Source organism: Vibrio syngnathi, assembly GCF_002119525.1.
In the GTDB taxonomy this organism is placed as follows: domain Bacteria; phylum Pseudomonadota; class Gammaproteobacteria; order Enterobacterales; family Vibrionaceae; genus Vibrio; species Vibrio syngnathi.
Window position 1 is genome coordinate 165,031 of sequence record NZ_CP017917.1, and the last position, 23,084, is coordinate 188,114.

Here is a 23,084-nt window from a genome sequence, read left to right on the forward strand (position 1 = left end):
AAACGAGAAGCCACGCTGTTCACTCAGGACTAGCGTAGCTTGATATTTTAGATTGAGTTTATTACTAACTCGGTCTGCTATTAACTCAAGTTGTTGTTAAACCAGTTCGTTGCCGCTGGTGTTGCCTGTGAAAAAGGCATCAACGCTGGTGAGCGTTGTATTGGCAATGTTGAACAGAGCATCTTTAGTCAAGAAGGCTTGGTGACCTGTGAACAATACGTTGTGACAAGCAGATAGGCGACGGAATACGTCATCCACAATCACATCATTAGATTTGTCTTGGAAGAACAGCTCTTTCTCGTTGTCGTAAACATCAAGGCCAAGCGCGCCGATTTTGCTCTGTTTCAGCGCTTCAATTGCGGCTGTCGAATCAAGCAGTTCACCACGACTGGTGTTGACGATCATCACGCCATCTTTCATTTTGCCGAATGCCGTTGCATCCAACAGGTGGTAGTTCTCTTTGCTCATAGGGCAGTGCAAAGAAATTACGTCAGATTCTTGGTAAAGCTCGTCGAGTTCTACGTATTTAGCACCCAGTTCTTTTGCCAATGGGTTCGGGTAGGGGTCGTAGCACAAGATGTTCATGCCCAAGCCTTTCAGGATACGCATGGTCGCTAGACCTATTTTACCTGAACCGATCACACCAACGGTTTTACCGTGGAAGTTGAAGCCAACCAAACCCTCAAGAGAGAAGTTCGCGTCACGAGTACGTTGGTATGCCTTGTGTAGTTTACGATTCAAACACATCATCATGCCGACGGTGTGTTCTGCTACCGATTCTGGTGAATAAGCAGGAACGCGAACCACTTGCAGACCAAACTCTTTGGCTGCACCTAAATCGACTTTATCAAAGCCCGCACAGCGCATCGCGATCAGCTTGGTGCCGCCTTTAGCAAGAATCTCTAACACGTCTCGCGATAGGTCATCGTTTACAAACGCACAAACCACTTCGTTGCCGTGCGCCATTTTTGCTGTTGTTGTAGTGAGTCGAAAATCGTGAAAATGGAACTCGGCGTTGAGTTCGCCTTTTGCCAGTTCAAATGATTTTTCGTCGTATGATTTTGAGCTAAAAAAAGCAATGTTGAGCATGGCTTCCTCTCTTACCTAAAATATAAATAACCCACTGATTCATTCTTTGAAACGGGATTAAAACTAATAACTCTGTTCAGTGTGCTAGAGTTTTTTTCTCTTGTCTATCACCATTAGTCATTGTAATTACTATGGTTATTTGGTCTGTTGTCTTCACTTATTGAACATTAAAAATCACAGTACGAGGCAGCTTGCTTATAAGTTCATCAATATTGAATGGATCTTACTTTCGGGTGTTGAACATCTTCTTAGTCTCTTTCTCAGACCAGAAGTTAATGTTGAATTGTGCGTCGTCGCTCAGCTCTACTCGATGCCAATATTGAGGTGGACTTGTGGCAAATTGCCCTGCTTGGATCGTGATAACACTTTCTGGTTCTGTCGCGTCGGCATCGGCAAAACCATAGAAGGTGACGGTGCCTTTCATTACGCAGATCTGCCCGAATACACCTTCTGCGGTGTTGTGGTGATTAAGCAATGCAGCCGGTATGTTGTCTTTGGTGAAAAATGGCGTTGAACGTTGAATTTTCCAGTGTGACGGAATACGTAAATGACTCATATAAAACCTCTTGTCTGTATTTTGAATACAAGCTTTAGCTTTGATTGAATTGGTGACCGTGATTACCAGTAGTTTTCACTGCTGAATTGGCCGGGCTTTCGGCGTAAGTGCTTCTCGAAACCTAAGTTGGTTAGAGCTTCACTTGTGTCGCGAACCATTTGCGGATTGCCACAAAGGTAGAAAAAACTGCGGGTTTGATTGAAAGTGACAGACGTGGTTTGCTCAAGGTCGCCTCCAAGTAACAAGCTTGGGATTCGTCCGCGCAAAGTTCCGGTGACTGATTCTCTAGAAATAATTGGCACATATTGTAGTTTCCCCTGAAAGTGTTCAACGAGTTGATTGATTCGATCTTGATACGTGAGGTCTTGCTCTGTTCTTACGGCATGAACCAGTACAAGGTTTTTGAACGAGGTGATTTTTTCAGATTCAGAGCCGTTTTGCTGTTGTATCTGCATGCTTTCGAGCATTGAGATAAAAGGCCCAACGGCGGTTCCGGTTGAAAGCATCCACAGATCCTCGGCGATCTCTGGAATCTCATTTAGCGTCATAAAGCCGCTTGGGTCTTTGCCTACAAATATGTCATCGCCTATCTTCAACTCATGAAGTTGAGGTGAAAGCTGCCCGTTCTGATCCTTAATAATCAAAAATTCCAGATGTTGATGACCTTGTTCGTGCTCTGGCGCATTCACCATGGAATAAGCACGTCTGACAAGCTCCTCCTCGTTGTTAAGTAAACCAAGTTTCGTGAACTGTCCCGCTTGATAGGGCGAGATTGGCGCACTGACTTGCAGTGAGAACAGCTGATCTGTCCATTGTGTTTTATGTAAGACTTTGCCAGTTACCAAACCATGAGGAATATCTGTCATATCATCACCTTTACTTAGAGAAGTTATCTCATTAAGGATACTCAACTATTTACACTTTGGAGTTGCATGTACCATGCCATTAGTGAGAATGCTTATCAATACTGGTTATTCGGTAAAAATCAACTTGAATGATGTCAAATAGACTTTGTACTGCTGTGTCTAAATGACATCTTTGTTGTTTTTTGATGTGATTCCTTGTGATTAAGAACGATGAGTTGCCCTATGGGCACAGACCAAAATTAGTTCCGTGGTTTGACCCTTAATGTATTCACCAATAACTAAAGAGAATATTTTATAGATGAGTATAATGGCGGCTTTCGATCTCAATATAGCCGTGTTTTATGCTTGATAATCTTCGTATGGCCTTGAACGTATTGTTCGTGACTATCAATACCGCAATGACTGCGTTTACCGTGAGCTTCTTTGGCCTCATCAAACTGATTCTTCCAATCTCTATTGTTCAAAAGTCATGTACTCGTTTAGCGAATTTCACATTTTGGTGTTGGGCTTCGCTCAATCTTTGGATGTTGAATGTGAATAACGATATCGAGTGGCAAGTTGAGGGCGGGGAAGACATCTCGACCAAGCAATGGTATTTGATGATGTCGAATCACCTCAGTTGGGCGGATATCGTGATCTTGTCTTCGATCTTGAAAGACAAGATGCCAATGACCAAGTTCTTCCTTAAGCATGAATTGCTGTACGTCCCTTTTGTTGGTTTGGCTTGTTGGGGCTTGGATATGCCTTTCATGAGACGTCACTCACGTGAGTTTTTGATTCGTAACCCTGAGCGTCGCAATGATGATTTCGATGCAATTAATAAGGCATGCACTAAGTTCAAATGGGCACCGACAACCTTGGTGAATTTTGTGGAAGGGACTCGTGCAAACCACGAGAAACTGACGACAACGAAAACACCTTATCGACATCTACTCAAGCCAAAAACCGGCGGTGTGGCGTTCGCTCTGTCTGCTATGGGCCCAATTTTGGATGGTATTGTAGATGTTACTCTGGCTTATCCAGAAAATCAGGCTTCTCCATTTGAAGACATGCTGAAGGGTAAAATGACCAAGGTGGTGGTGCGTATTAAACTGCACCCAATGGATGAGAACGTGAACGGTAATTATTTTGAAGATAAAGCGTTTAAACGTCGTTTCCACAGTTGGTTGAATAATACGTGGAAAGAGAAAGACGACTATCTAGATACGGTTTATGGGGTTGATACGCCCTCTGAGGTTGAAATGATTGATGAACCTGATGTCGCTTATAAGAAACAAGAACAATAAGCTCATACCAAATCGATAGCATCAAAAAAGCCGATAGTTCATTGAACTGTCGGCTTTTTTATTGATTGGGCTTTGTCTACTCAAACAGTGCAGTCAGTGCTCACTATGTTTTAAAGCGCTAAAACAAGGATGGTCAAAGAGTGAGGAAGTTAAATAGCTTGGTAAGCCTCAATGATGTGCTTAACTTCACTGGTTTTTCCTTGCTTCTCTTGTCCTTGATGGATGCGCAAGTAGTGCTGCAATGTTTTGGCTTTGTATTGCTGTGATACTTGCTTCTGTTGTTCACAGTTCGGAGTCCAGATCTTGTCGCCGACGCTTGATATCTCAGTTACCGTTCGGTTATTGCCGTTTTCATCTAGATTTTTGTCGCTTTCACCTTGGTTATTGCTGACCAATAAAATCTCGTAGTAACGACGGTTTTCTTCAATTAACACTTCATCAATTAGGCTGAAATTGAGCGCCTTTAAATGATTTCTTAGCTCGAACTGCTGATGAACAGGGCAAAGCAAAAAATCGATCGCTTTGTCTGGATGCTTGCAATGAATATCGTCGACGAGCTTTTGTGTTAGATCGCCTCCCACCCCCGCAATAATGACTAGATGTCTGCCAGTGTGCTTTTCCAATGGAATCGCTGCGACATCCAAGCAGTAGACTTGCCATTGGCTGGTAATCGCTTGTTGGTCCGAATTATCTTGGGGAAAGTAACGCGTTAGCTTGCTTTCCAGTTCATTCATCAGAGAAGGGACAATATCGACAAAATGAATCTGCGGTGCTTTGTGGTCAGATAATAGTTGAACACCCAAAAAGCCGTGATCACAACAACAGTCCCAAATATGTTGGTAGCCATTGCTGACAAGGGAGTGGAGAGTTTGCAGTCGGTTACTTAGCTTCATAAGGCTCGTGTCGTTAAAAAAGGGTATTGTTGTATCGAACGCGCATTGTAATGACTTTCCATAAAAACAAAAGCACCTAGGGGATTAATCCTAGGTGCTTTTTTGTTATCGTACCAATCGCTGTGATACTAGCGTGTTAGCTAATGTCTACGACGCTTTGGCTACGCCTCTAATGTGACCTTCTACTCGATTCTTTCCAAGTTGTAGTGCGATAAGCTTTGCTTGTTCGGCAAGGGCTAAAGCCGAGTTTGTTTCACCTTCTATTTGCGAAAACCCGACGCTGATACTGAGTGACAATGTGATATCCGGAGTGACTATGGTTTTCTCGGCGATGCTGACTCGACATTGTTCCAATTGGTGCTTGGCATCCTTCGCATCATTCGCTTTGAATAAAACGGCGAACTCCTTGTCCCCAACTCGAGCAAGGCAAAGCCCTTTTGGCTTAGGAAAGTAAGAACGCATAGCTTCTGCGGCAAGCTTTATCATCTTGTCGCCAATCGCTTCACCGTAAGCTCGATTTACGTGGTCAAAGTTATCGATATCGAGCAGAGCTACATAGGTATCGGGTTCGCATGCGTAGTTGTCGATCGCGATGTTAAAACTACTTTTGTTGTCTAACTGAGTCATGAGATCTTTACTGCTTAATTGATGGTGGAGCAGTAAGTTAGACAACGAGACTTCGGTGTAATCTTTGATCATACGTAAAATACTTTGGCTGATCGGCAAGGGCGCATTGACGTAAATCACCGCGATTAGCTGGTTACGAGAGTGCAAAGGGATACAGTAGTGGCGTTGGAGTATTTTGAGTTTACGTGCCAATGGATCCGCGTATTTACTGTTTCGATAAGCCATGGTCTCGGGAGCAAATCGCTCAGCAAGGGCTTTGTCAGAATGTACCGTTGATTTGTTTCCATGATAATCGATGGTACTGAATGAATAGCTCTCTGCTTGATAAAGGCAGAATTGAATGCCTTTTTGATAGGTAAAGCTATTGAATATGGCTTTTAACTCTCGTTTAAAGCTGGCGAGATCATCAACTTTATTCAGTTGAGACAACGATATGTTCAAGCGGTGAGCCAGGTAGTGCGCGCCAATCCACAATAGAAGCAGTGACCCGAGTACCACGCCAGTTAGCGTAAATTGGTGTGAGCTGGTGAGTATGTCGTGACGATCAGTGCCCGAGACGAATACCCAGTTTAAGCCATTGTCAGCATCAAATACCGTTATTTTGAAATTATCTTGATAGTAGTATTCATGTTGACCGACGGTCTCACCTTGCGAGAGCTGGTGGCTGATGCCGGCATGATAGCTGATGGATTTGGAGCCAATGCGTTTCGGATCAGGATGGAAAACCAGTCGTTCGGTTGCTCTATCAACCACAAATACATAGCCACGGTCTAATGTCTTTAAGTCTCTCAGGCCTTGTGTTGTATGCAAAAGATCAAACTCAATCCATATTTCTTTGTTCAACTGTTCCGTTGTGTGTTTGATCGCGAATACCCAACGGCTATCGGGTTTTTGATAGGTAGAAGAGATGTAAAAACCGTCTACAACGCTATCAATTGGATTCCACTGGATGGCATCGATCTGCTCATTAGAAAGAGGTAGACCACGAGTTGAGATATATTGTTGGGATTGAGGCTGGTATTGAACAATATCGGAGAAGTTAGGTGTTCTTTTAAGAATATTGTCACTAAGCTCCCTGAATTTTTGATCACCGACGGGTTCTGAGGTCGATAAGCTTAAACTGGTTTCCAAAAAATAGAGCTTGCCGAATGTGGCTTCGATGTTGGAATTGATGATGGAACTTGCGATACGAATATTTGAAAGTGACTGTTCGGTTGCTGTCGTTTCTACTTTTTCAAGTTGAGCAGCAGCAAGATAGAGCATCCCTCCAGTTAATAAAATAATGTATGGTTTAAAAAGCCGAATTAATGTTTTAGGTAAAGCCATGATATCCAAAGACGTTATAGATTCATTTTTATAGTACGGCCATACTAAACAGTTTTCGTAATCACATCAATGCAAAATGTTCCATATAAAAAATTGAGTTTGTGACGTTCAGCTAATAAAAAAGCCAGTCAAAAAATAACTGGCTTCTTCGGTTTCTGGCGTTCTATTAAGCTGTCTTAGCTTTTAACCTTAATCAAATCAAATCAAATCAAATCAAATCAAATCAGTCTTGTCTGGTGAATAGTGCAAAATCGCCATTGAAACGGGAGATAACAGCATTTCACCTTCGGCATGACCCGGTTTCACGTTTCGCAAGTTGGTATCACAGATGGTTACCCAGTCTTGCTGACGGTCACTCGGTAAAGAAAATCGAGCAGGAGCGTTGGTTTGGTTGATCAGATAAATCAACTCGTCGCCATCCTTGCCGATGCCTAAATGTAAGGCTACGGAGCTTAAACGGTTCCAATCATCATGTTCCATAAGTGTGCCATCAACACGCCTCCAGAATATACGGTTAGAGTTACGTTTATCGCCACTGAACGCTTTGATAAACGGCACCATGTATTGCTGACGTGCAGATATCATCTCAGACAGCCAAGTCTTAAAGTAGGTTTTACGCTCTGAGCTTTCCCAGTTAAGCCAACTGGTGACCCCGTCTTGGCAGTACGCGTTGTTGTTACCCTTTTGAGTATGAGATAACACATCGGCCGTCAAAATATGTGGAATACCGAATGCAAATAACAGGCTAGCCATGAAGTTACGCTTTTGCTTTTCGCGTGTTGCGATAACCAAAAGGTTTTCTGTGTTGCCTTCTACACCATAGTTTTCAGAGCGATTATCACCGTGTCCATCGCGGTTGCTCTCACCATTTTCTTCATTGTGCTTATGTTTATAAGAAACAAGATCTTGCATGGTGAAACCGTCATGATAAGTGATGTAGTTAACGGTTAATTTGTACGGCCAGTGTGCGGCACTGTAGATGTCACGAGAGCCCATTAAGCGAGTCGCAAACTCTTTCAAGTAGCCTTGATCACCACGCCAGAAGCTACGAGTGATATCTCGCAGTTTGTCGTTGCACTCATTCCAACCCAGCGGAAAATTACCAACTTGGTAGCCATTTGGCCCGATATCCCATGGTTCTGCAATTAACTTGGTTTCTTTTAGTACCGGATCTTGGGCAACAGCTTTGAAGAAAGCAGCCTCAGGATTGTAGTTATCGCCTTCGCGCCCCAGTGTTGCTGCCAAATCAAAACGGAAGCCGTCGACTTGGAACTCACTAACCCAATAGCGCAGTGTATCCATCACTAAGTTGAGTGCTGGCTGGTGGGTGAGGTCGACCGTATTACCACAACCGGTGAAGTTCGCGTAATGACAGCCATGCTTAATGTAGTAGCGGCTATCGAGTGCTTTTAGGTTGAAGGTTGTGCCGCCTTCACCGCCTTCTGCAGTGTGGTTGTAGACGACATCGAGAATGACTTCGATACCGTTGCGGTGCAGTTCTCGAATCGCGGTTTTGAGTTCACTAACGGCGTCTTTCTCTGCGTAGCGTGGGTCTGGCACCATGAACAAATATGGATTGTAACCCCAGTAATTCACTTTCCCCATATCCAATAGGTGGGGTTCATGCATACATGCAGCAATAGGTAAAAGTTGTAGAGAATTGATGTTTTGCTGTTTATAGAATGCAAGCATTTCGGGGCTAACTAACCCCAAATAACGGCCTTTTGTATTGGTCGCGACTTCTGGGTGAAGTTGAGATAGGCCTTTAACATGGGTTTCGAAAAGAACGGTCTCTTCGCGGCTAATACGCGGCTTTTCGACATCTTGCCAATCGAACGTGTCATCAACTACGAGACACTTCGCCATCGAAAAGCTTTTTTCATTGGTATAGGGCGTTGTGTAATCGAGCGGTTCGCTGATTGCTTTAGCATAAGGGTCGGAAAGCAAGATCGGGCCATTATCAGTTTCAGCAATGAAACCGTATTTTTGCCCAGCTTTAATACCATCAACAAATACATATCTGATATCAGCGTATTCATTTTCCAATTTATAAGTGGTGAACTCATCGTTCTCGTCAAAAAGAGCGAGAGAGAGAGATTTACAGTCAGGGGAATAAATTGAGAAGTTACAGCCAGTGTTACCTAGCGTTGCGCCTAGTGGATAAGGGCGAGCGAGCGTTCTAGTCATTGCTTGATTTCTTGTTCGTTTATCGACATCAGTGAACTATTAGTAAAAGGCTTTGTCCCATTAAGGTCAAGCAACTTCATAGAATAAATTTTGTTGAAAAATAATTCATCGATGAAGTTCAAATTATATATTTGAAGTAGATCTCACTTATGCTGAATAATTAGATCTGTGTGCTGTCTACTCCTCCTAGATTAAGTGATCCAACCCTTTAAAACACCATTCCGTATAAATTCTACTCCCTTCTCATCCCCCTTAATTTAGTTCGGGGTGGAGGAAGTCAAACTTGTCACCCCCTCTTAATATTGGCTCCGTTGAAACGAATCAGGGGAAACCCTAAACCTCTCTATCTTACGCCCACCATTACTGCCTTTGGTTGTCGCAAGAGAGCAAAAATATAAAACCTAAAATAAATCGTCCTTAATGGAGTTAAGAATGAAAAAAGTAAGTTTGATTGCTGCTGCAGTGGCTTCTGCACTTGTCGCTGGTTCAGCGTTCGCAGAAAATGACGTTGCACTTGATGTAACAAGTGGTGACTCTTCAATGGAAGTAGAGGTGAAAAACCCTACTGACGTTATCACTGACGGCTGGGAAGTTCACGGTTACATGTCTTCTAACGTTCGTGTTGTAGATGGTAAAACAGTAGACACTGAATTCGGTAAGCCAGATTACAAAACAGCGGGTACTCACGGTAAGAGTACTAACCAAGTTGAATTTGTAATTAAAAAGCACTCTGAGTACCAAAATGGTGTGTGGGCGGACTACGTTCTTCGTACTGAATATGGTAATGGTAACTCATACGCTTATTCTTCTGAAGGCGGACAAAAGAAGAATGATGATTCTCAGTTCGAAGTAAAAGAAGCTTTCGTTGAGCTCGGCGGTATTTTAGGTGAAGACACTTCTATTTGGGGTGGTCAACGTTACCTAAACCGTGCAGCAGGTCTTTTATCTGGTGAGTTCTGGAAACAATCATCTGGTATTGGTGCAGGTATTCAAACTAAGCTTGCAGGACATACTGCTGGTATCGCATACGTAATGGCTGATCCTGATGCGGGTGCTGCAGATTCTTACGCGATTGACTGTAAGCAAAAAGATGGTACTACATCGACAAACCCGAATGAATGTAAAGTGAATAAAAATGGTGCAAAAGAAAGAGAGACACTCTCTTCTATTGACTTGTACTACTACGGCGTGGATGCGGGTATCGGTAGCCTAGACTTTGACCTTAAATATGGTCAGAAACACATTAATGGCGGTGAGAACGAAGACGGTATCGGTGCTGCTGTAACGCTTAATACAAGTTACTACGGCCTAGACGGTTGGACTCAAAACGTAATTGCTTACGGTTCTGGCGTAATGAAAAACCGTGGTGTTAACTTCGGTGGTTGGTCTGGTGGTGGTGATAAAGAAGAATCACTATTCTTGACTTCTTACGGTGTGCTTAATATCTCTGAGAAATGGCAGCTAGGTACGGAAGCAGTGTACTTTACAGCTCTTGACCAACTGTTTGGCGCTGAAGGTTTGACTCGTTACATGGTTGCTGCTCGTCCTTCTTACAAACTGAACGACAACGTTCGTTTAGAAGCAACAGCTTCATACGGACATGAAGAAGGTGATGAAGGCTACTGGGGTCGCACAGGTGATGCTCTAGAAAGTAACATTCTAAACCTTGAAATTGCAACAGCGTTTACTGCGAACTCTGACTACTTCGGTCGTCCACAAGTTAAGCCTTACATTAGCTACATTAAAGCTGATGATGAAGCAAGTGCAGGTATTATCGGCATCAATGACGGCGATGATGAATTTGTATTCGGTGTACACACTGAAATTTGGTTCTAAACCGTTTAAAGTATAAGGCAGCCATTGGCTGCCTTTTTCCGTTTCCCCCAACAACAACCAATAGTGAGAGAGATTACAATGACAAATAAAAGCTCTATGTTAGCCGTGGTACTAGGTGCCTTGCTAAGCGGTTGTGCTTCCGATGCTCAGGTTCAAACTAAACTCGATGCACCTACCAATGCAGAAGTCTGCTGCAGCGATTTTTCGCAGTTCCCATACGCACAATTGAATGATAATGAAGATTTAAAGTTTGATATCGACTTGGGATCACCTGTCGGTACATTTACAACAGGTAATAGCCACTTTGCAGCGTTCAAGTTCAGCGAACGCTCAGGAGAGATGGTCGTTAAGCTATCGAGCTTGATGATCGATGATTCAGTTTTTGCTCCAGAAGCCATGCTTCTAGATGAAAACTTTAAGCCAGTGCAAACATTGAAGTTTGAAGACTTTAAGGTTCAGGCATCCGACGCTTTTACTCGCACGAGTTACATTGAGCGCTTGCGTATTGATGCGAGTAAGACACCTTATATTGTTATCTACACGCCTGCTGATGAGCTTGGCAATAAGGTGAAAGTTGATCACCCAGCAAAGGTGAGAGCGAAAGAATTTGGTGAGGTGATGCCTATGGTCACCGATCCGGTATACACCAATCAATTAGGTGGTCGTTTAGAGTTAGAAATTAAAACTTTAAAACTTCGCCCTTACCGAGCTAAACCTGCCGTAGCGCCAGTCGCTGCTGTTGCTGCCCCTGCCGCTCTGGCAGCGACTGCAACGACAACAGCAGTCGCACCGAAGAAAGCAGACACGCAGATACGTGTGCAGCAAGAGACAAAAGACTTCTATTTGTCTGCGATTCAAAATGCGGTGAAGTCAGGTGATATACCGAAAGCTTTAGGTTTGTTAGATGAAGCGAAGGCGCTTAATGTTGAAGGCGCACAAGAAGCTTTTGTACGAGCCGTCAACGCAAAATAGCTTGTTAGCTTGTTAGCTTAATAACTTAATAGATTAGTAGGCTTAATGGCTTAGCAGCCCTGTATCTTAGTCGCTTAGATAGAGATAGAGATAGAGATAGAGATAGAGATAGAGATAGAGATAAAGATAGAACGCTCCTTTAAAGGGGCGTTTTTTATATCTGAATTTATAGACACTTCAAGTTTAGAGGTCGTTATGCAATCTGAATTGATTATTATCGATGAGTTCTTTATTCCAGAGTTGAATCGAACTCGAACGCTCCGCATTTACCTTCCTGCGGGCTATCACCAAGTAGAGCACGCTTATCCTGTCTTATACATGCATGATGGACAGAATGTCTTTGAGAAGTCTACAGCGACGTATGGGATGTGTTGGGACGCACAAACGACACTCGATGAGATGCAAAGGCTCGGTAAGTTATCAGGGTTAATTGTTGTCGCCATCGACAGCAGTCATGAGCTTGATGGCATGGAGCGTTATAATGAGTATTCGCCTTGGTGCGCTAACCAAGAGATAAAAGAGTTGGGTGTTGGTGATGAGCTACTTAAATTTGGTGGTGAAGGGGACGAGTATATGGCGTTTATCTGTCATACATTGAAGCCTTATATCGACCAAACATACAGAACAAAGCCGAACCGAGAGTTTACGTACCTTGCTGGCAGTTCAATGGGCGGGCTAATTAGCTTATATGGTGGCTCACTGTACCAGAATACCTTTGGCGTGCTTGGGATTTTCTCTCCGGCGTTTTGGTTCAATAAACCCTCATGCTTCGAGTATATGAAAGAGTTCAACTTTCTGTCTCCAATGAAAATATATATGGATATGGGAACGGATGAAGCTCGTGAAGAGACAAGCGTGGATTTTGCTGACGTTTATCTGAGTGGTTCAAGGAAAATGAACTCGTTACTCACTCAAAAGCCGAACGTGACGCTGTTTTATCAAGAAGGACAAGGTCATCAACACAATGAACTGGCTTGGTCGTTGCGATTCCCGGATTTTATCGACTTTATTTTTAGACAATAAAAGAAGGCCTAACTCCGTTTTGTCTTCGTAAACGGAGTATTAGGCATGCTTTTTTATCGCTTTATAGCCGTATCACTTTATACGTCTATAAAGCGATAGGCTTAGTATCAGCAAAGCTAGTCCTTGGCTGCTGACAATTTTTGCTTATTGCGTTTATTCAACAAGTAGTCCTTGCTCATCAAGCTGTTGTGTTGCCTTGTAAAGTCAGGCTTGGCAAACTGTAAATCTCGTAAGATGGCGTTATTTGGCTTTGGTTGAATCTCAAACTGCGCTTGTTTGTCGTTAACCGTGACCTGTTGTTGGTGACTGTCGATCATGATTTCCAACGATGGTGTTAATGGTGTCGAGATTACGGCAACAGACTCATGGTTTATGTCTAGCGTAAGCACCAATGTGATTTCGGGACTTACCGTATCTTCTAGATTTGACTGAATCTTGTAATGAGAAATCCCATTTTTAGATTCAAATGACAGTCGTAGCTGGTTTCCTTGACCAAAAGGCAATGAAGCCACTAATTCACTCCAACAACATGGAAAATTTGGTGTTAGGTGTATCTGATTGTCCAATAAGCGTGGGCAATATCCCAAATAGTCCTGTTGCGCGTTACGAGCGTATTCTGAAACAGACCAGGCTTGTGCAAACGTGCCTGATTCTACAAGGTTGCGGTCATCTTCTTGATACGCATCCAAATTCTCACTCATTGTCCCTCTACAGCCTTGTGTAAGGATCTGTTTTGCCAAGTTTTTTGATAGTTGGTAACTGAGATCTTGCTGCTTAAACTTATTGAGCGCCGTAATGGTAAAGCCCGCATTCCACCCCCAGATCGTCCCGTTGTGATAACCCGCATCCTTGTGGTACATGACTTGATTGTCGTGATAAGGATGAAAATCGACATGCTCTTGTTGTAAGGAGCAGATGCCCCATGGGAACAATAGCGTTTCTACCGCGTTCTTGACGATGTATTGCTCTCTTTCATTCTGATTAAGCTGATTTTTCTGAGGAATTGAAATCGTCATCAACTGATTCGGGCGCACGCTATAATCAGGCACATCATCTTGTGATAAATGATCGGCTAGGCGATGGTTTTTACCATCCCAAAACTTGGTGGCGAAACTCTCTTTCACTTTTCCTGCTTGGATTGTCCAGCTCTTTTCTGATTCAGAGTCGCCCACCAGATTAGCGAGTTGAATAGCGCAGTTTAAGCTTTCAAACCACAAAGCTTGGATGTCATTGGCTTTAGGCCCGCGAGGAGACCAAGGTGTCATCCCATCAATTTTTGCATCCATCCACGTATCAGGGTGGCGATGTGCCATCAGACTGTCTTTATTCAGGCTGTCTTTATTTAAGCTACCTTCATTCAAGCCATCATTATTCAAGTAGTGTTTTTCGACACCCGTGATGAAACGCTTGAGAGTGGGATAAATGGCCTTAGCGAACGCCACATCGCCAGAGTAGTTGATGTACTCAAGGGCTTCACGAATCATCCAAGGAGTACCATCGGTGGTGTTATAAATGATGTTCGTTTTACTCGTCACTCGGTTCGGGATTCGGCCGTAATTTTTGGAGTTTTCGTCGAGCATCTGCATGGACGCAAAGTTTTCAATGATCTCTTTTGCTTCACTAAACAGCCCGTTAACCAAGCTTGTGCCGGACAAGGCGATAAAGGTGTCGCGGCCCCAACAGTCCTTAAACCAAGGTAAGCCAGCCCAAATGCCCGTGCCAAATTCATGACTCACAAAGGTTCGGCTTGCAAGGCGCGACCACATGACGGCTTGGTTGTATTCAAGGTCGTTGGTCCACAAATAATTCTTGGTTAAGAACTCATAAACTCGCTGTTGGTGAAGAACGTGTTCGTTACTTTTGACCGCTTGATTAACCAATGAGCTAGCGGCTTCAAGAGTTTCAGCAAAGCCGAGATAGACGATGAGTTCAGTTTGGTTATCTGACGTCGTGAGCATGAATTTTGCGTTGCTCTCTGAGAGCTGAACTAGGTCGCGAAGTTCAGGGTGAGCGTCTAGCGAGATCTCTCGCGCATGTACTGCATGGTTGCTCGCGATGGCGATAAATCTTGGGCAGCCGTCTGGGCAAACTTGAGGGCTGAGTTCTATGACGATGTTTGAGTCTGAAATATGAACTTTAGAGTGCGTTGTCGGTATGTTGAGTTCTGGAATTAGGCTTAAAGCGCTCGGTTTTGTTGATGAAACCGTAAGTGATACGAGTCTGGAACCTTGAATTAGGCTCAGCGACTCTCGACTATTCTCATAATGATGTTCAATACCATAAGGCGTCAGGCTGGCACGCTCAGCCTCTAACTTGTTATTGAATTTGCCATTGGTATAGCTGGCGAAGGTTCCCAGTATCCAACCTTGGTGGTGACGATATTTACCACCGTTTACATAGCTATAGGTTGCTCCATGATAGTAACCATCGACATTATCCCCGAACACAAACGGGAATGACTGTGTCTCTGAGATGGTGAGCTGCTGGAATAGTTGGTCATGTGGCATTGCAAATTCAGGGTGTTGCCAGCTAGGCTGCGACTCCGCAACTTCTATCAGATGTGCGTTAACAGGCTCGCGTTGAGGTGTTGATAGATCATTGTATTCCCCTTTGGTTACGGTGATCGTTGGCGTCGAAGAGCTGAATTGCACCTTCAAGGAGTATTGACCAGCGACAGCAGGAGAGAACAGTAGGTCGTTGCCAATGCCTTGTGTATTGATAAGCGGCATTGCTTGTTCCAATTCACAGAGAGTGGCTTCACTTTCATGCCCTGAAAGTGTCCATTGCTTGGTGCCATCTGAATCCGAAATTTTGAAGCGATAAAGGTCGGTAGATAAGCATAGGTTTGCTCGATAGGAGCCGTCTTGCTCTTTGAACAATGGGGTGTCTAACCCCCAACCATTGAACGTACCTTTTAGGTAAAGAGTAGGGATTTGCATAGCGAGTTGATTTCCAAAACAAAAAAGGCACAGCATGCGCTGTGCCAAAGGACAATAGGATATTAATATGAGGAAAGGTTATTTGGTAATTTGCTTAGCTGCTGTGTCTAGCGCTTCTCTAACGGTTTGCTTACCCTGCATTGCGTTATCGATAGCCGCACCTTCAGCGAACCAGTAAGCCGTCATTTGCGGGATGTTTGGCATGATTTCGCCGTTTTCAGCATTCGTCATGGTTGATTTGATGCGATCATCGCTCTCAAGAATTTTTTGGAATGATTTTAGTGTTACCGCGCCAAGAGGCTTGTCATCATTCATGGTTTTCAGAGCGTCGTCTTGGAATAGGTAGTTTTCTAAGAACTCGACAGCAAGATCAGTATTTGGACTCGCAGCATTGATACCCGCACTTAGGATTCCAACAAATGGGTTACCTTTACCGCCATTTAATGTTGGTAGTTCAGCAACGCCATAATTAACACCAAGCTTGTCTAAGTTACCCCAAGACCAAGGGCCATTAATGGTCATTGCCACATTGCCATTGGTGAACTCTGCTTCTGCTACTGAGTAATCCATATTCGGGTTAACTACCCCTTGGTTTACCATATCAACTAAGAATTGAAGGCCGCGAACACCCGCTGCATTGTTAACACCTGTGCTTTTAGCGTCATAGCCTGTTGCTGTTTTTTCAAACGCAAAGGCACCACCGGCAGAGATCATCGGCCAAGTGAAGTACGCATTTTTTACATCCCACATGATGGCTTTTTTGTTTTGCTTAGCCATCTCTTTCTGAATGGCAGCAAGCTCTTCCCATGTTTTTGGTGGGTTTGGAAGTAGGTCTTTGTTGTAGATTAGAGAAGGTGCTTCGATTGCTAGAGGGTAGCCCACAACTTTACCGTTGACTGTCACCGCATCCCAACTGAAGTCGACAAGCTTTTCTTTGAATTCTTTACTTGGATTAAGTTCGTGAAGTAGCCCTGATTCTGCGTAGCCACCAAAACGGTCGTGTGCCCAGAAAATGATGTCAGGGCCGCCGCCAGTTGCTGCGTGTTGTTGGAATTTAGCTTCCAGTGAATCTGGGTACTGAACGTTAATTTTTACACCAGTATCTTCTTCGAATTGTTTACCAATTTCAGCAAGCCCGGCATAACTTTTATCGCCGTTGATCCAGATTGTGATTTCACCTTCTTCCATAGCAAAAGCCGGTGCATTGAAAAGAGCAGCAAGGGTACAAATAGACAGTGTTTTCAATAGAGGTTTCATAGTTTTATTCCATATTCAGAAGGTTATCCATAACGATAATCACTTCTATCAGTTCTTATTATCTGAGAGTGATTTTAGCGATTTCCTCTCTTCTTGAGAAATAGGTAAACAGGTAAGAGATATAGTAAAAATCTATATCATTATGGTGAGCCTAGTATTTTGGAGGCAGTGGGTAGCTTTTGTGATGTTGAACGTGAAAAGAAATGTGAAGACGGGCTCAAACAAATTGATGGTGATTTGGCTATCGCTCGCTAAGAAGAGCGTTGCGTATATTGGCTTATGTGATGTCGGATCCAATATACGGATATGTCGAGTTAAATGTACGTTTATGTTGGAGCTAATATTTCGCTATGTCGGCTAAATATGTGGCTATGACAGTTAAGTTTTTTCGCTAAAGAACAACGAAAAAGGCAAGGGGTTACCTTGCCTTTGTTCGTGGACTAGCTCTTATGGTGCTATAGCTTCATAGCTTCATAGCTTCATAGTTTGATGCTTTATAGCTTTACAGCGAATGCCTCATAGCTTTACAGTTTTAAAGCGAAAGCTTCATAAGGGGCTAAGTTGAGTTGCGCGTCGAGGCTCGAAACCTCATCATAGTTTTTGATTAGGCAAGTTGCTGTTTGAGTACGATATTGCTCAGGGACGTCAAGCGTTAACGCTTCTCCAGAGAAGTTACATACGACAAATAGCTGCTCACCATCCAACTCACGTACATAGGCGAAAACCTTGTCGTGTTCTTCAAAAACAGGAATGAATGAACCGTAGACAATCGCTGGGTGAGCTTTTCGTAACTCTATCAATGTCTTGTAGTGATAAAATATGGAACTTGGATCAGCCAACGCACTTTCGACGTTGATCTCTGGGTAGTTTGGATTCAGCTCAATCCAAGGTGTTCCGTCAGAGAAGCCTGCATTAGTTTGGTTGTTCCAGTGCATGGGTGTTCTAGCGTTGTCACGGCTGTTCTCGTGAATGGCGTCCATCATGTGTTCATGAGTGACACCCGATTCCGTTTTTACTTTATAGAAATTGTGCGTTTCAATATCTTTATATTGGTCTAGATTGTCAAAAGCGACATTGGTCATGCCAATCTCTTCACCTTGATAAATGTAAGGTGTGCCTTTTAAGAAGTGCAAACACGTCGCCAGCATTTTTGCTGACTCAACTCGGAAATGTTTGTCATCACCGTATTTTGAAACCAAACGTGGCAAATCGTGGTTGTTCCAAAAAAGGGAATTCCAACCACCATCGGCCAGCTCTAGCTGCCACTTGGTCAGCACATTTTTGAACTCTCGAAGATCAAGCGGAATAGGGTTCCATTTGTCACCGTTCTCCCATGTCAGGGTAATGTGCTCAAATTGGAACACCATAGAAAGTTCATTTCTATCTTGTCCACTATATAGCTTGGCTATTTCTGGTGTTGCGTCCCAAGTTTCTCCTACGGTTAACAAATCCTTGTTACCAAAGGTCGCCTGATTCATTTGTTGTAATAGCTTGTGCAGCCTTGGTCCGTTCCCAGTGATTCCTTTATCGATCTCTTTACCAATAAGATCAATCACATCTAATCGGAAGCCGCCGATGCCAAGGTCAATCCACCAGTTCATCATGGTATGAACTTCTTCTTGAACCTTAGGGTTTTCCCAGTTCAAATCTGGCTGACGTTTCGAGAATAGATGGAAGTAATATTGTTGTGTGAGTTCATCCCACTGCCAAGCACTTCCGCCAAAGATAGAGCCTTGGTCATCCGGTGCATTGCCATCCGGTTTTGCATCGCGCCAGATGTAATAGTCTCGATACGGATTATCCTTTGAAGAGCGTGCTTGCTCGAACCAACGGTGCTCATCTGACGTATGGTTTACCACTAGATCCATAACAATCTTAATGTCACGTTCCTTCGCTTCATCCATCAGGTGTTTCATCTCTTCCATCGTGCCAAACTCTTCAGCAATCGCTTGGTAGTCGGAGATGTCGTAGCCGTTATCGTCCATTGGAGATTGATAAACAGGGGAGAGCCAAATGACATTAATGCCCAGTTCTTTGAGGTAATCGAGTTTGCTGATGATTCCATTTAGGTCACCGATACCGTCATTGTTCGAGTCTAAAAAGCTACGCGGGTAAATTTGGTAGACCACTGCGTCATGCCACCATTTCTGTTCCATCTCGATATCCACTTAATAAGTTAATTGACCTTACTATAGTGATTTCACCTTTCTGTGGGAAATAGCATTACTAATGCTCTCTATAGAAAAATCCTATATCATGAGCTCTATCCGCTGCACGCTGTGTTCAGTGGTTTAATTTGTTGAATTTCTAACCTCGCATTTTGTGATCGAATGCAAACTAAGAGAATCCTATGAACAAGCTATACCGATACTTTCTGATGGTTGCGCATACTGGCAGTATTAAAGGTGCCGCGGAAAAGCTGAATATTAGCCAGCCCTCCTTGACCGCTGCGATCAAAAAATTAGAGAGTGATGTTGGTGTGGCTATTTTTACTCGTAAGTCAAAAGGCGTTGAGCTTACCGAGTACGGATTGTTGTTTCGGGAGTTTGCCCAAGAACAGCAAGAAAAGCATCTGTCGTTAATGCACCGCTTTACTGACATGCAGCAGCGCCAATCCGGTAAATTGAAACTCGGCACCGGTGAAGCTTGGTGGGAACAATTTGTTTGCGAGGCGGTTGAGGAATACAAGCAACAAGAACAAATGGGCTCGCTACATTTAGAGTTCGGTAACAACTTGTCTTTGATGCACCACTTGGTTCAAGGCGATATCGACTTGTTTGTTGGCCATGAAATCTATGGGCTGCATGAGCGATGCAAAGTAACGTTTTACCCACTCTTTCAAGACAAAGAAGCGGTGTTTGTTCGAGCTAACCATCCATTGTTAATGAAGAAAAACTTAGACCCGATCTTGTTAAGGCGTGAGACATTAGCGTTTCCAATCCTCCAAGTGACCCCCGATCACTCTAGACATAACTCTGTACTGTCTGATCACGTAAATTCACAGCCTGGTGGGCGTGATACTGAGGAGGTTGGGCGAGATGTCTATGACGTTGACTCTCTTTTTGCGAGCTTAGATATGTTAAGGATGTCTGATGCTGTCATGCCATACAGTCATAAAATGTGTGACTGGATGAAAGACAAAGGCTTCGAAACCTTACTGATTGACGATTCTAAGCTAGGAAACGTTGGCCTTTACGCGAAGCAGGGAGCGGAAGACCTTAAGATTAAGACGTTCATTGAGATCTTACAAAAAGCCAACTTTGATTAAGCATTGCATGAAATACGAAACTCGTTTGGGTAAGAGTCCAGTCTTGGTTGTGCAGAGCGGTTTAAATAAAGTCTAAATTTGAACTAGTAGTGATCGGGTAGTACAATATAGCTATTGAATGAGTGATGACATTCAACTAACTAAAGCAACAAATACAAACAGGGTGAGTGATTATGGACACAGCAAATGTAGAAACCGTCAGTTTCTTAAAAAAAAATGCGGCTAACTTGCCTTTAAGTGAACCACTAACGATCACGCAAAATGGAAAACCTACGTATGTAGTTGAGTCGTATGAAGACCATAAAAAACGTCAAGATGCCATTGCGCTAATGAAACTGGTTAGCTTTGCAAAAAATGATGTTGTTCAAGATCGTGTAACTTCGTCTAGAGATTTAAGAAGTCGATTAGCTGCCCGTAAGTAACAAAGGTAAATATGACTCATAAAGTAGAAATTCAATACACGGAAACATTTGAAAATTCGCTAAATGATTCGATTGATCACCTAACTCAATGGAATGATGAAAAATCAGTCATTGAAGGGATTGAGAGTCTTTTAGATGCCTTTGAAGAAAATGTGAGCCATAACCCTAACATGTACTCTAGATGTTCTGAGCTTGTAGGGTTGGGGGTCACTAGTATCAGAGAGTTCAAAAAATCGGGCTTTAGGCTGTTTTATGAGGTGAATAATGGCACGGTTATAGGCCTGGTCTTATTAAGGCAAAAACAAGACATATCAATGGCTCTCGTTGATTATTGCATCATACATAAATAAAGTTATAGCAGAGATTTATCTGATGTACTTATAACCCCGTTTAGTGACTTACGGGGTGTGTTTTAATTCGAGTTAAGCGGCTGTTGTTAAAAAGCTTTATGATGTGTTCGCTTTAAAATCCAAAGGCTATCAGCCGTAATAGAAAGCCCCTCTACACCCATTCGCTTACTCTTTGGTCTGGTGACCTGTTTTCTGCACAAACTTTTGCATAGCCTCAGCGAAGGTTGTTGCCCCACCTTTAGCTTGAACCTGTACCACCTTATACCCCAATTTTTCTAGTGCTTGGCGCTCTACTAAAACAGCGTCATCGTCTTGCTGGCTGCCCTGTGCTGGCTGATGAAGGTAACACCCTTCGAGTTGACCATCTTCGACCAGTTGGTGGTGTTTCAGTGCATTGATATCAAAATTCATAATCAGTCTTTTCGTTTAAATGGGGATACCTGCGGCAAAGCCTGTAAGTATCGATAGTTTTCTTGTTTGTACCATAAGGCATTTTAACCATAAAAAGCGAATCGAAAAACAGTAAACCAGTGGAATGTAATCGGGAGCTGTTAACCTCAGAAAAGGGATGAGGTAATTGAGATCGTGCTAGCACGTTTTTGGACAGAACTTTGTCAGTGGTTTTGCTAAATTAGCAATTCATTAATAACTTGAGGTATGGCAAAGTGAAAAATTGTGAATTAAACCTCATTAGAATTGTTGTGTAAATCGGATAGATACCCTTGGGCATGCCCAGGGGTATCTACTTTATTTGTTCAAGTCACCCATGCGCTTAAAGACACTTTTTGTAGTTGGACCGTACACATTCATGAGCAATTTTTTGGAGGTTTAATACATCTTTAGAAGTTAACTTAGTACTTAAAACTGATAGCATTCTATCACCGACAGAAGGGCCATTATTTAACTTTGAAACGTACCCCCAGACATATGCTTTTGAAAAATCTTGGGGAACACCTTTACCATCTTTATACAAAGATCCTAAATGCAATTGAGCAATCGCAATACCTTGATTTGCAGAAAGCTCGTAATACTGACGTGCTAAAGTGAAATTTGATTTGTTCCAATCATTAATTCTGCCAATTTGAAATTGAGATAAAGCGTGATCGTTCTCTGCTGCCTGACTAAACAATTTTAATGCTTGTTCTTCATCTGACATCATTAACCCAATCGCTTCTTGATATATTTGCTCCGTAGAACGTTTAGTTTCAGCTAAAGCTGAAGTACAAAAACAAAGCAGGGTGACAAGTATACATTTATTCATATTAACCACTCTCGTATGACTAACCCATAGACTTGGATATAAAAAATTAAATAGTTTTACAGGTGCTACCACGTACGTATCCCTGTCACACTCAAGGGGTACTCTCTTAATTTTTGTGGTTGATAGCTGGGGTGACCTAAGGTATTCGGATAATATCCGTTAGCTTGAATATCTCGCTCGATTTCTCGTGCAGACTTTATAAATAACTCAAACAAGCGAAAATTTGGGCTCCTAAATGAAGCAGTTTGGAGCGAAGCAATTAGTAAGGCTGCTTCTTCATCGTCCAAAAATTCAGGTAATTCAACTTCAGCTGACTCCATGAGTGTTTTTCCATGTGCAAATGCGTCTCTCATTTCAAAACACTGTTTAGCTAACTGATAATTTCTAGACCCCAAATAATTTTTTAAATTTACGTGGTTAAATAGCTTCTTGTGAAGTTCTTTCCTTTCTATCTTTAAGTCATTCCAGTTGTCTTCATAAATACTACCAAAGTGATTAATCATTGCTTCTATGGAGAATGCAGTAAACGTAATCCCAGTTATACAGTGATGGTCTCGTTCCCAGTCCTCCTTTGCTCTTCTGGCTAATTCAAGTGATGTATTTGCAACCTTAAAGCAATCACAAGCCGATCTTGCTTGCATTTCAATGGATACTTTTTTCATATTAACCTACAAATGTAGCACTACTAAATTGATAATTTCATTGCCGAACGTAGAAATCTCATGATGTTTCTTTAGTGTGATTCTACTAAATATTATCATTTATTAACAATTGGTTACGGATAAAACTAATTTAATATTTTAGTTCGAGGTAAGGAGATCGCGCGCAAACTTGGAACTACAGCGAGGTTGTATGGCGCTGATAGATACGTCGAATTTCCCCCCGTGATACAGCTCGGGGGTTTACAACGAACACCATTAGAAAAA

General features: G+C 42.8%; 19 protein-coding genes. 7 read left to right on the forward strand and 12 right to left on the reverse strand.

Annotation, left to right across the window (positions count from 1 at the left end; translation table 11 throughout):
• Nucleotides 1-96: 96 nt before the first annotated feature.
• From K08M4_RS15710 to K08M4_RS15720, 3 genes are all read right to left on the reverse strand, one after another.
• A complete protein-coding gene (locus K08M4_RS15710) occupies nt 97-1,089 on the reverse strand; it encodes a 2-hydroxyacid dehydrogenase (RefSeq protein ID WP_086050550.1) in 993 nt (330 codons plus the stop codon).
• A 223-nt stretch (nt 1,090-1,312) separates the two neighbouring features.
• Nucleotides 1,313-1,645, reverse strand: coding sequence for a TehB family protein (locus K08M4_RS15715; protein ID WP_012600152.1), 333 nt, complete (start codon nt 1,643-1,645; stop codon nt 1,313-1,315).
• 62 nt (nt 1,646-1,707) lie between these two features.
• Nucleotides 1,708-2,511 carry a ferredoxin--NADP reductase gene (locus K08M4_RS15720; protein WP_086050551.1) on the reverse strand — a complete coding sequence of 268 codons (804 nt, stop codon included), beginning with the start codon at nt 2,509-2,511 and terminating at the stop codon, nt 1,708-1,710.
• A 341-nt stretch (nt 2,512-2,852) separates the two neighbouring features.
• Here K08M4_RS15720 and yihG point away from each other — a divergent pair, with 341 nt between their 5' ends.
• A complete protein-coding gene (gene yihG, locus K08M4_RS15725; protein ID WP_086050552.1) occupies nt 2,853-3,797 on the forward strand; it encodes a 1-acylglycerol-3-phosphate O-acyltransferase, YihG family in 945 nt (314 codons plus the stop codon).
• Nucleotides 3,798-3,946: 149 nt separating this feature from the next.
• On the opposite strand, the gene K08M4_RS15730 is transcribed toward yihG, so the two are convergent.
• From K08M4_RS15730 to glgX, 3 genes are all read right to left on the reverse strand, one after another.
• Nucleotides 3,947-4,690, reverse strand: a complete 744-nt coding sequence (locus tag K08M4_RS15730; protein ID WP_086050553.1) for a tRNA (adenine(22)-N(1))-methyltransferase — start codon at nt 4,688-4,690, stop codon at nt 3,947-3,949.
• Between the two features lie 147 nt (nt 4,691-4,837).
• Nucleotides 4,838-6,580 (reverse strand): sensor domain-containing diguanylate cyclase, encoded by a 1,743-nt coding sequence (locus tag K08M4_RS15735; protein WP_086050554.1) that lies wholly within the window; start codon nt 6,578-6,580, stop codon nt 4,838-4,840.
• Nucleotides 6,581-6,856: 276 nt separating this feature from the next.
• The gene (gene glgX, locus K08M4_RS15740; protein ID WP_086050555.1) at nt 6,857-8,830 is read right to left on the reverse strand and encodes a glycogen debranching protein GlgX; all 1,974 of its coding nucleotides are present in this window, start codon (nt 8,828-8,830) and stop codon (nt 6,857-6,859) included.
• Between the two features lie 432 nt (nt 8,831-9,262).
• Between glgX and K08M4_RS15745 the strand changes: the two genes are divergently transcribed.
• The 3 genes from K08M4_RS15745 (at nt 9,263) to K08M4_RS15755 (ending at nt 12,661) form a co-directional block, all read left to right on the forward strand.
• Nucleotides 9,263-10,666 (forward strand): carbohydrate porin, encoded by a 1,404-nt coding sequence (locus tag K08M4_RS15745; protein ID WP_086050556.1) that lies wholly within the window; start codon nt 9,263-9,265, stop codon nt 10,664-10,666.
• A gap of 78 nt (nt 10,667-10,744) precedes the next feature.
• The gene (locus tag K08M4_RS15750) at nt 10,745-11,638 is read left to right on the forward strand and encodes a MalM family protein (RefSeq protein ID WP_086050557.1); all 894 of its coding nucleotides are present in this window, start codon (nt 10,745-10,747) and stop codon (nt 11,636-11,638) included.
• Nucleotides 11,639-11,833: 195 nt separating this feature from the next.
• Nucleotides 11,834-12,661 (forward strand): alpha/beta hydrolase, encoded by an 828-nt coding sequence (locus tag K08M4_RS15755; RefSeq protein ID WP_086050558.1) that lies wholly within the window; start codon nt 11,834-11,836, stop codon nt 12,659-12,661.
• 116 nt (nt 12,662-12,777) lie between these two features.
• On the opposite strand, the gene K08M4_RS15760 is transcribed toward K08M4_RS15755, so the two are convergent.
• From K08M4_RS15760 to K08M4_RS15770, 3 genes are all read right to left on the reverse strand, one after another.
• Nucleotides 12,778-15,648: an amylo-alpha-1,6-glucosidase gene (locus tag K08M4_RS15760; protein WP_086050559.1), complete on the reverse strand. Its 2,871-nt coding sequence runs from the start codon at nt 15,646-15,648 to the stop codon at nt 12,778-12,780.
• A 30-nt stretch (nt 15,649-15,678) separates the two neighbouring features.
• Nucleotides 15,679-16,857 (reverse strand): maltose/maltodextrin ABC transporter substrate-binding protein MalE, encoded by a 1,179-nt coding sequence (gene malE, locus K08M4_RS15765; RefSeq protein ID WP_004732148.1) that lies wholly within the window; start codon nt 16,855-16,857, stop codon nt 15,679-15,681.
• 524 nt (nt 16,858-17,381) lie between these two features.
• Nucleotides 17,382-19,013 carry a glycoside hydrolase family 13 protein gene (locus tag K08M4_RS15770; RefSeq protein WP_086050560.1) on the reverse strand — a complete coding sequence of 544 codons (1,632 nt, stop codon included), beginning with the start codon at nt 19,011-19,013 and terminating at the stop codon, nt 17,382-17,384.
• Nucleotides 19,014-19,207: 194 nt separating this feature from the next.
• Between K08M4_RS15770 and K08M4_RS15775 the strand changes: the two genes are divergently transcribed.
• From K08M4_RS15775 to K08M4_RS15785, 3 genes are all read left to right on the forward strand, one after another.
• Nucleotides 19,208-20,125 carry a LysR family transcriptional regulator gene (locus tag K08M4_RS15775; protein WP_086050561.1) on the forward strand — a complete coding sequence of 306 codons (918 nt, stop codon included), beginning with the start codon at nt 19,208-19,210 and terminating at the stop codon, nt 20,123-20,125.
• Between the two features lie 173 nt (nt 20,126-20,298).
• Nucleotides 20,299-20,547, forward strand: coding sequence for a prevent-host-death protein (locus tag K08M4_RS15780; RefSeq protein ID WP_009845862.1), 249 nt, complete (start codon nt 20,299-20,301; stop codon nt 20,545-20,547).
• An 11-nt stretch (nt 20,548-20,558) separates the two neighbouring features.
• Entirely contained in the window at nt 20,559-20,897 is a 339-nt protein-coding gene (locus K08M4_RS15785) for a type II toxin-antitoxin system RelE/ParE family toxin (protein ID WP_065679238.1), read from the forward strand.
• 165 nt (nt 20,898-21,062) lie between these two features.
• On the opposite strand, the gene K08M4_RS15790 is transcribed toward K08M4_RS15785, so the two are convergent.
• The 3 genes from K08M4_RS15790 to K08M4_RS15800 all read right to left on the reverse strand — a co-directional run bounded on the left by K08M4_RS15790 (nt 21,063) and on the right by K08M4_RS15800 (nt 22,820).
• Complete coding sequence (locus K08M4_RS15790; protein ID WP_086050562.1) at nt 21,063-21,308, reverse strand: hypothetical protein; 246 nt, start codon at nt 21,306-21,308, stop codon at nt 21,063-21,065.
• Nucleotides 21,309-21,669: 361 nt separating this feature from the next.
• Nucleotides 21,670-22,230: a tetratricopeptide repeat protein gene (locus tag K08M4_RS15795; protein WP_157665753.1), complete on the reverse strand. Its 561-nt coding sequence runs from the start codon at nt 22,228-22,230 to the stop codon at nt 21,670-21,672.
• On the reverse strand, nt 22,224-22,820 hold the full coding sequence (locus tag K08M4_RS15800; RefSeq protein WP_086050564.1) for a hypothetical protein: 597 nt from the start codon (nt 22,818-22,820) through the stop codon (nt 22,224-22,226). The genes K08M4_RS15795 and K08M4_RS15800 overlap by 7 nt, the downstream gene beginning before the upstream one ends.
• Between the last annotated feature and the right edge of the window lie 264 nt (nt 22,821-23,084).

Bases quoted from the DNA above. Each gene is read 5' to 3' on its own strand.
- K08M4_RS15710 (WP_086050550.1), bottom strand. From the start codon at position 1,089: ATGCTCAACATTGCTTTTTTTAGCTCAAAATCATACGACGAAAAATCA.
- K08M4_RS15715 (WP_012600152.1), bottom strand. From the start codon at position 1,645: ATGAGTCATTTACGTATTCCGTCACACTGGAAAATTCAACGTTCAACG.
- K08M4_RS15720 (WP_086050551.1), bottom strand. From the start codon at position 2,511: ATGACAGATATTCCTCATGGTTTGGTAACTGGCAAAGTCTTACATAAA.
- yihG (WP_086050552.1), top strand. From the start codon at position 2,853: ATGCTTGATAATCTTCGTATGGCCTTGAACGTATTGTTCGTGACTATC.
- K08M4_RS15730 (WP_086050553.1), bottom strand. From the start codon at position 4,690: ATGAAGCTAAGTAACCGACTGCAAACTCTCCACTCCCTTGTCAGCAAT.
- K08M4_RS15735 (WP_086050554.1), bottom strand. From the start codon at position 6,580: ATGCTCTATCTTGCTGCTGCTCAACTTGAAAAAGTAGAAACGACAGCA.
- glgX (WP_086050555.1), bottom strand. From the start codon at position 8,830: ATGACTAGAACGCTCGCTCGCCCTTATCCACTAGGCGCAACGCTAGGT.
- K08M4_RS15745 (WP_086050556.1), top strand. From the start codon at position 9,263: ATGAAAAAAGTAAGTTTGATTGCTGCTGCAGTGGCTTCTGCACTTGTC.
- K08M4_RS15750 (WP_086050557.1), top strand. From the start codon at position 10,745: ATGACAAATAAAAGCTCTATGTTAGCCGTGGTACTAGGTGCCTTGCTA.
- K08M4_RS15755 (WP_086050558.1), top strand. From the start codon at position 11,834: ATGCAATCTGAATTGATTATTATCGATGAGTTCTTTATTCCAGAGTTG.
- malE (WP_004732148.1), bottom strand. From the start codon at position 16,857: ATGAAACCTCTATTGAAAACACTGTCTATTTGTACCCTTGCTGCTCTT.
- K08M4_RS15770 (WP_086050560.1), bottom strand. From the start codon at position 19,013: ATGGAACAGAAATGGTGGCATGACGCAGTGGTCTACCAAATTTACCCG.
- K08M4_RS15775 (WP_086050561.1), top strand. From the start codon at position 19,208: ATGAACAAGCTATACCGATACTTTCTGATGGTTGCGCATACTGGCAGT.
- K08M4_RS15780 (WP_009845862.1), top strand. From the start codon at position 20,299: ATGGACACAGCAAATGTAGAAACCGTCAGTTTCTTAAAAAAAAATGCG.
- K08M4_RS15785 (WP_065679238.1), top strand. From the start codon at position 20,559: ATGACTCATAAAGTAGAAATTCAATACACGGAAACATTTGAAAATTCG.
- K08M4_RS15790 (WP_086050562.1), bottom strand. From the start codon at position 21,308: ATGAATTTTGATATCAATGCACTGAAACACCACCAACTGGTCGAAGAT.
- K08M4_RS15800 (WP_086050564.1), bottom strand. From the start codon at position 22,820: ATGAAAAAAGTATCCATTGAAATGCAAGCAAGATCGGCTTGTGATTGC.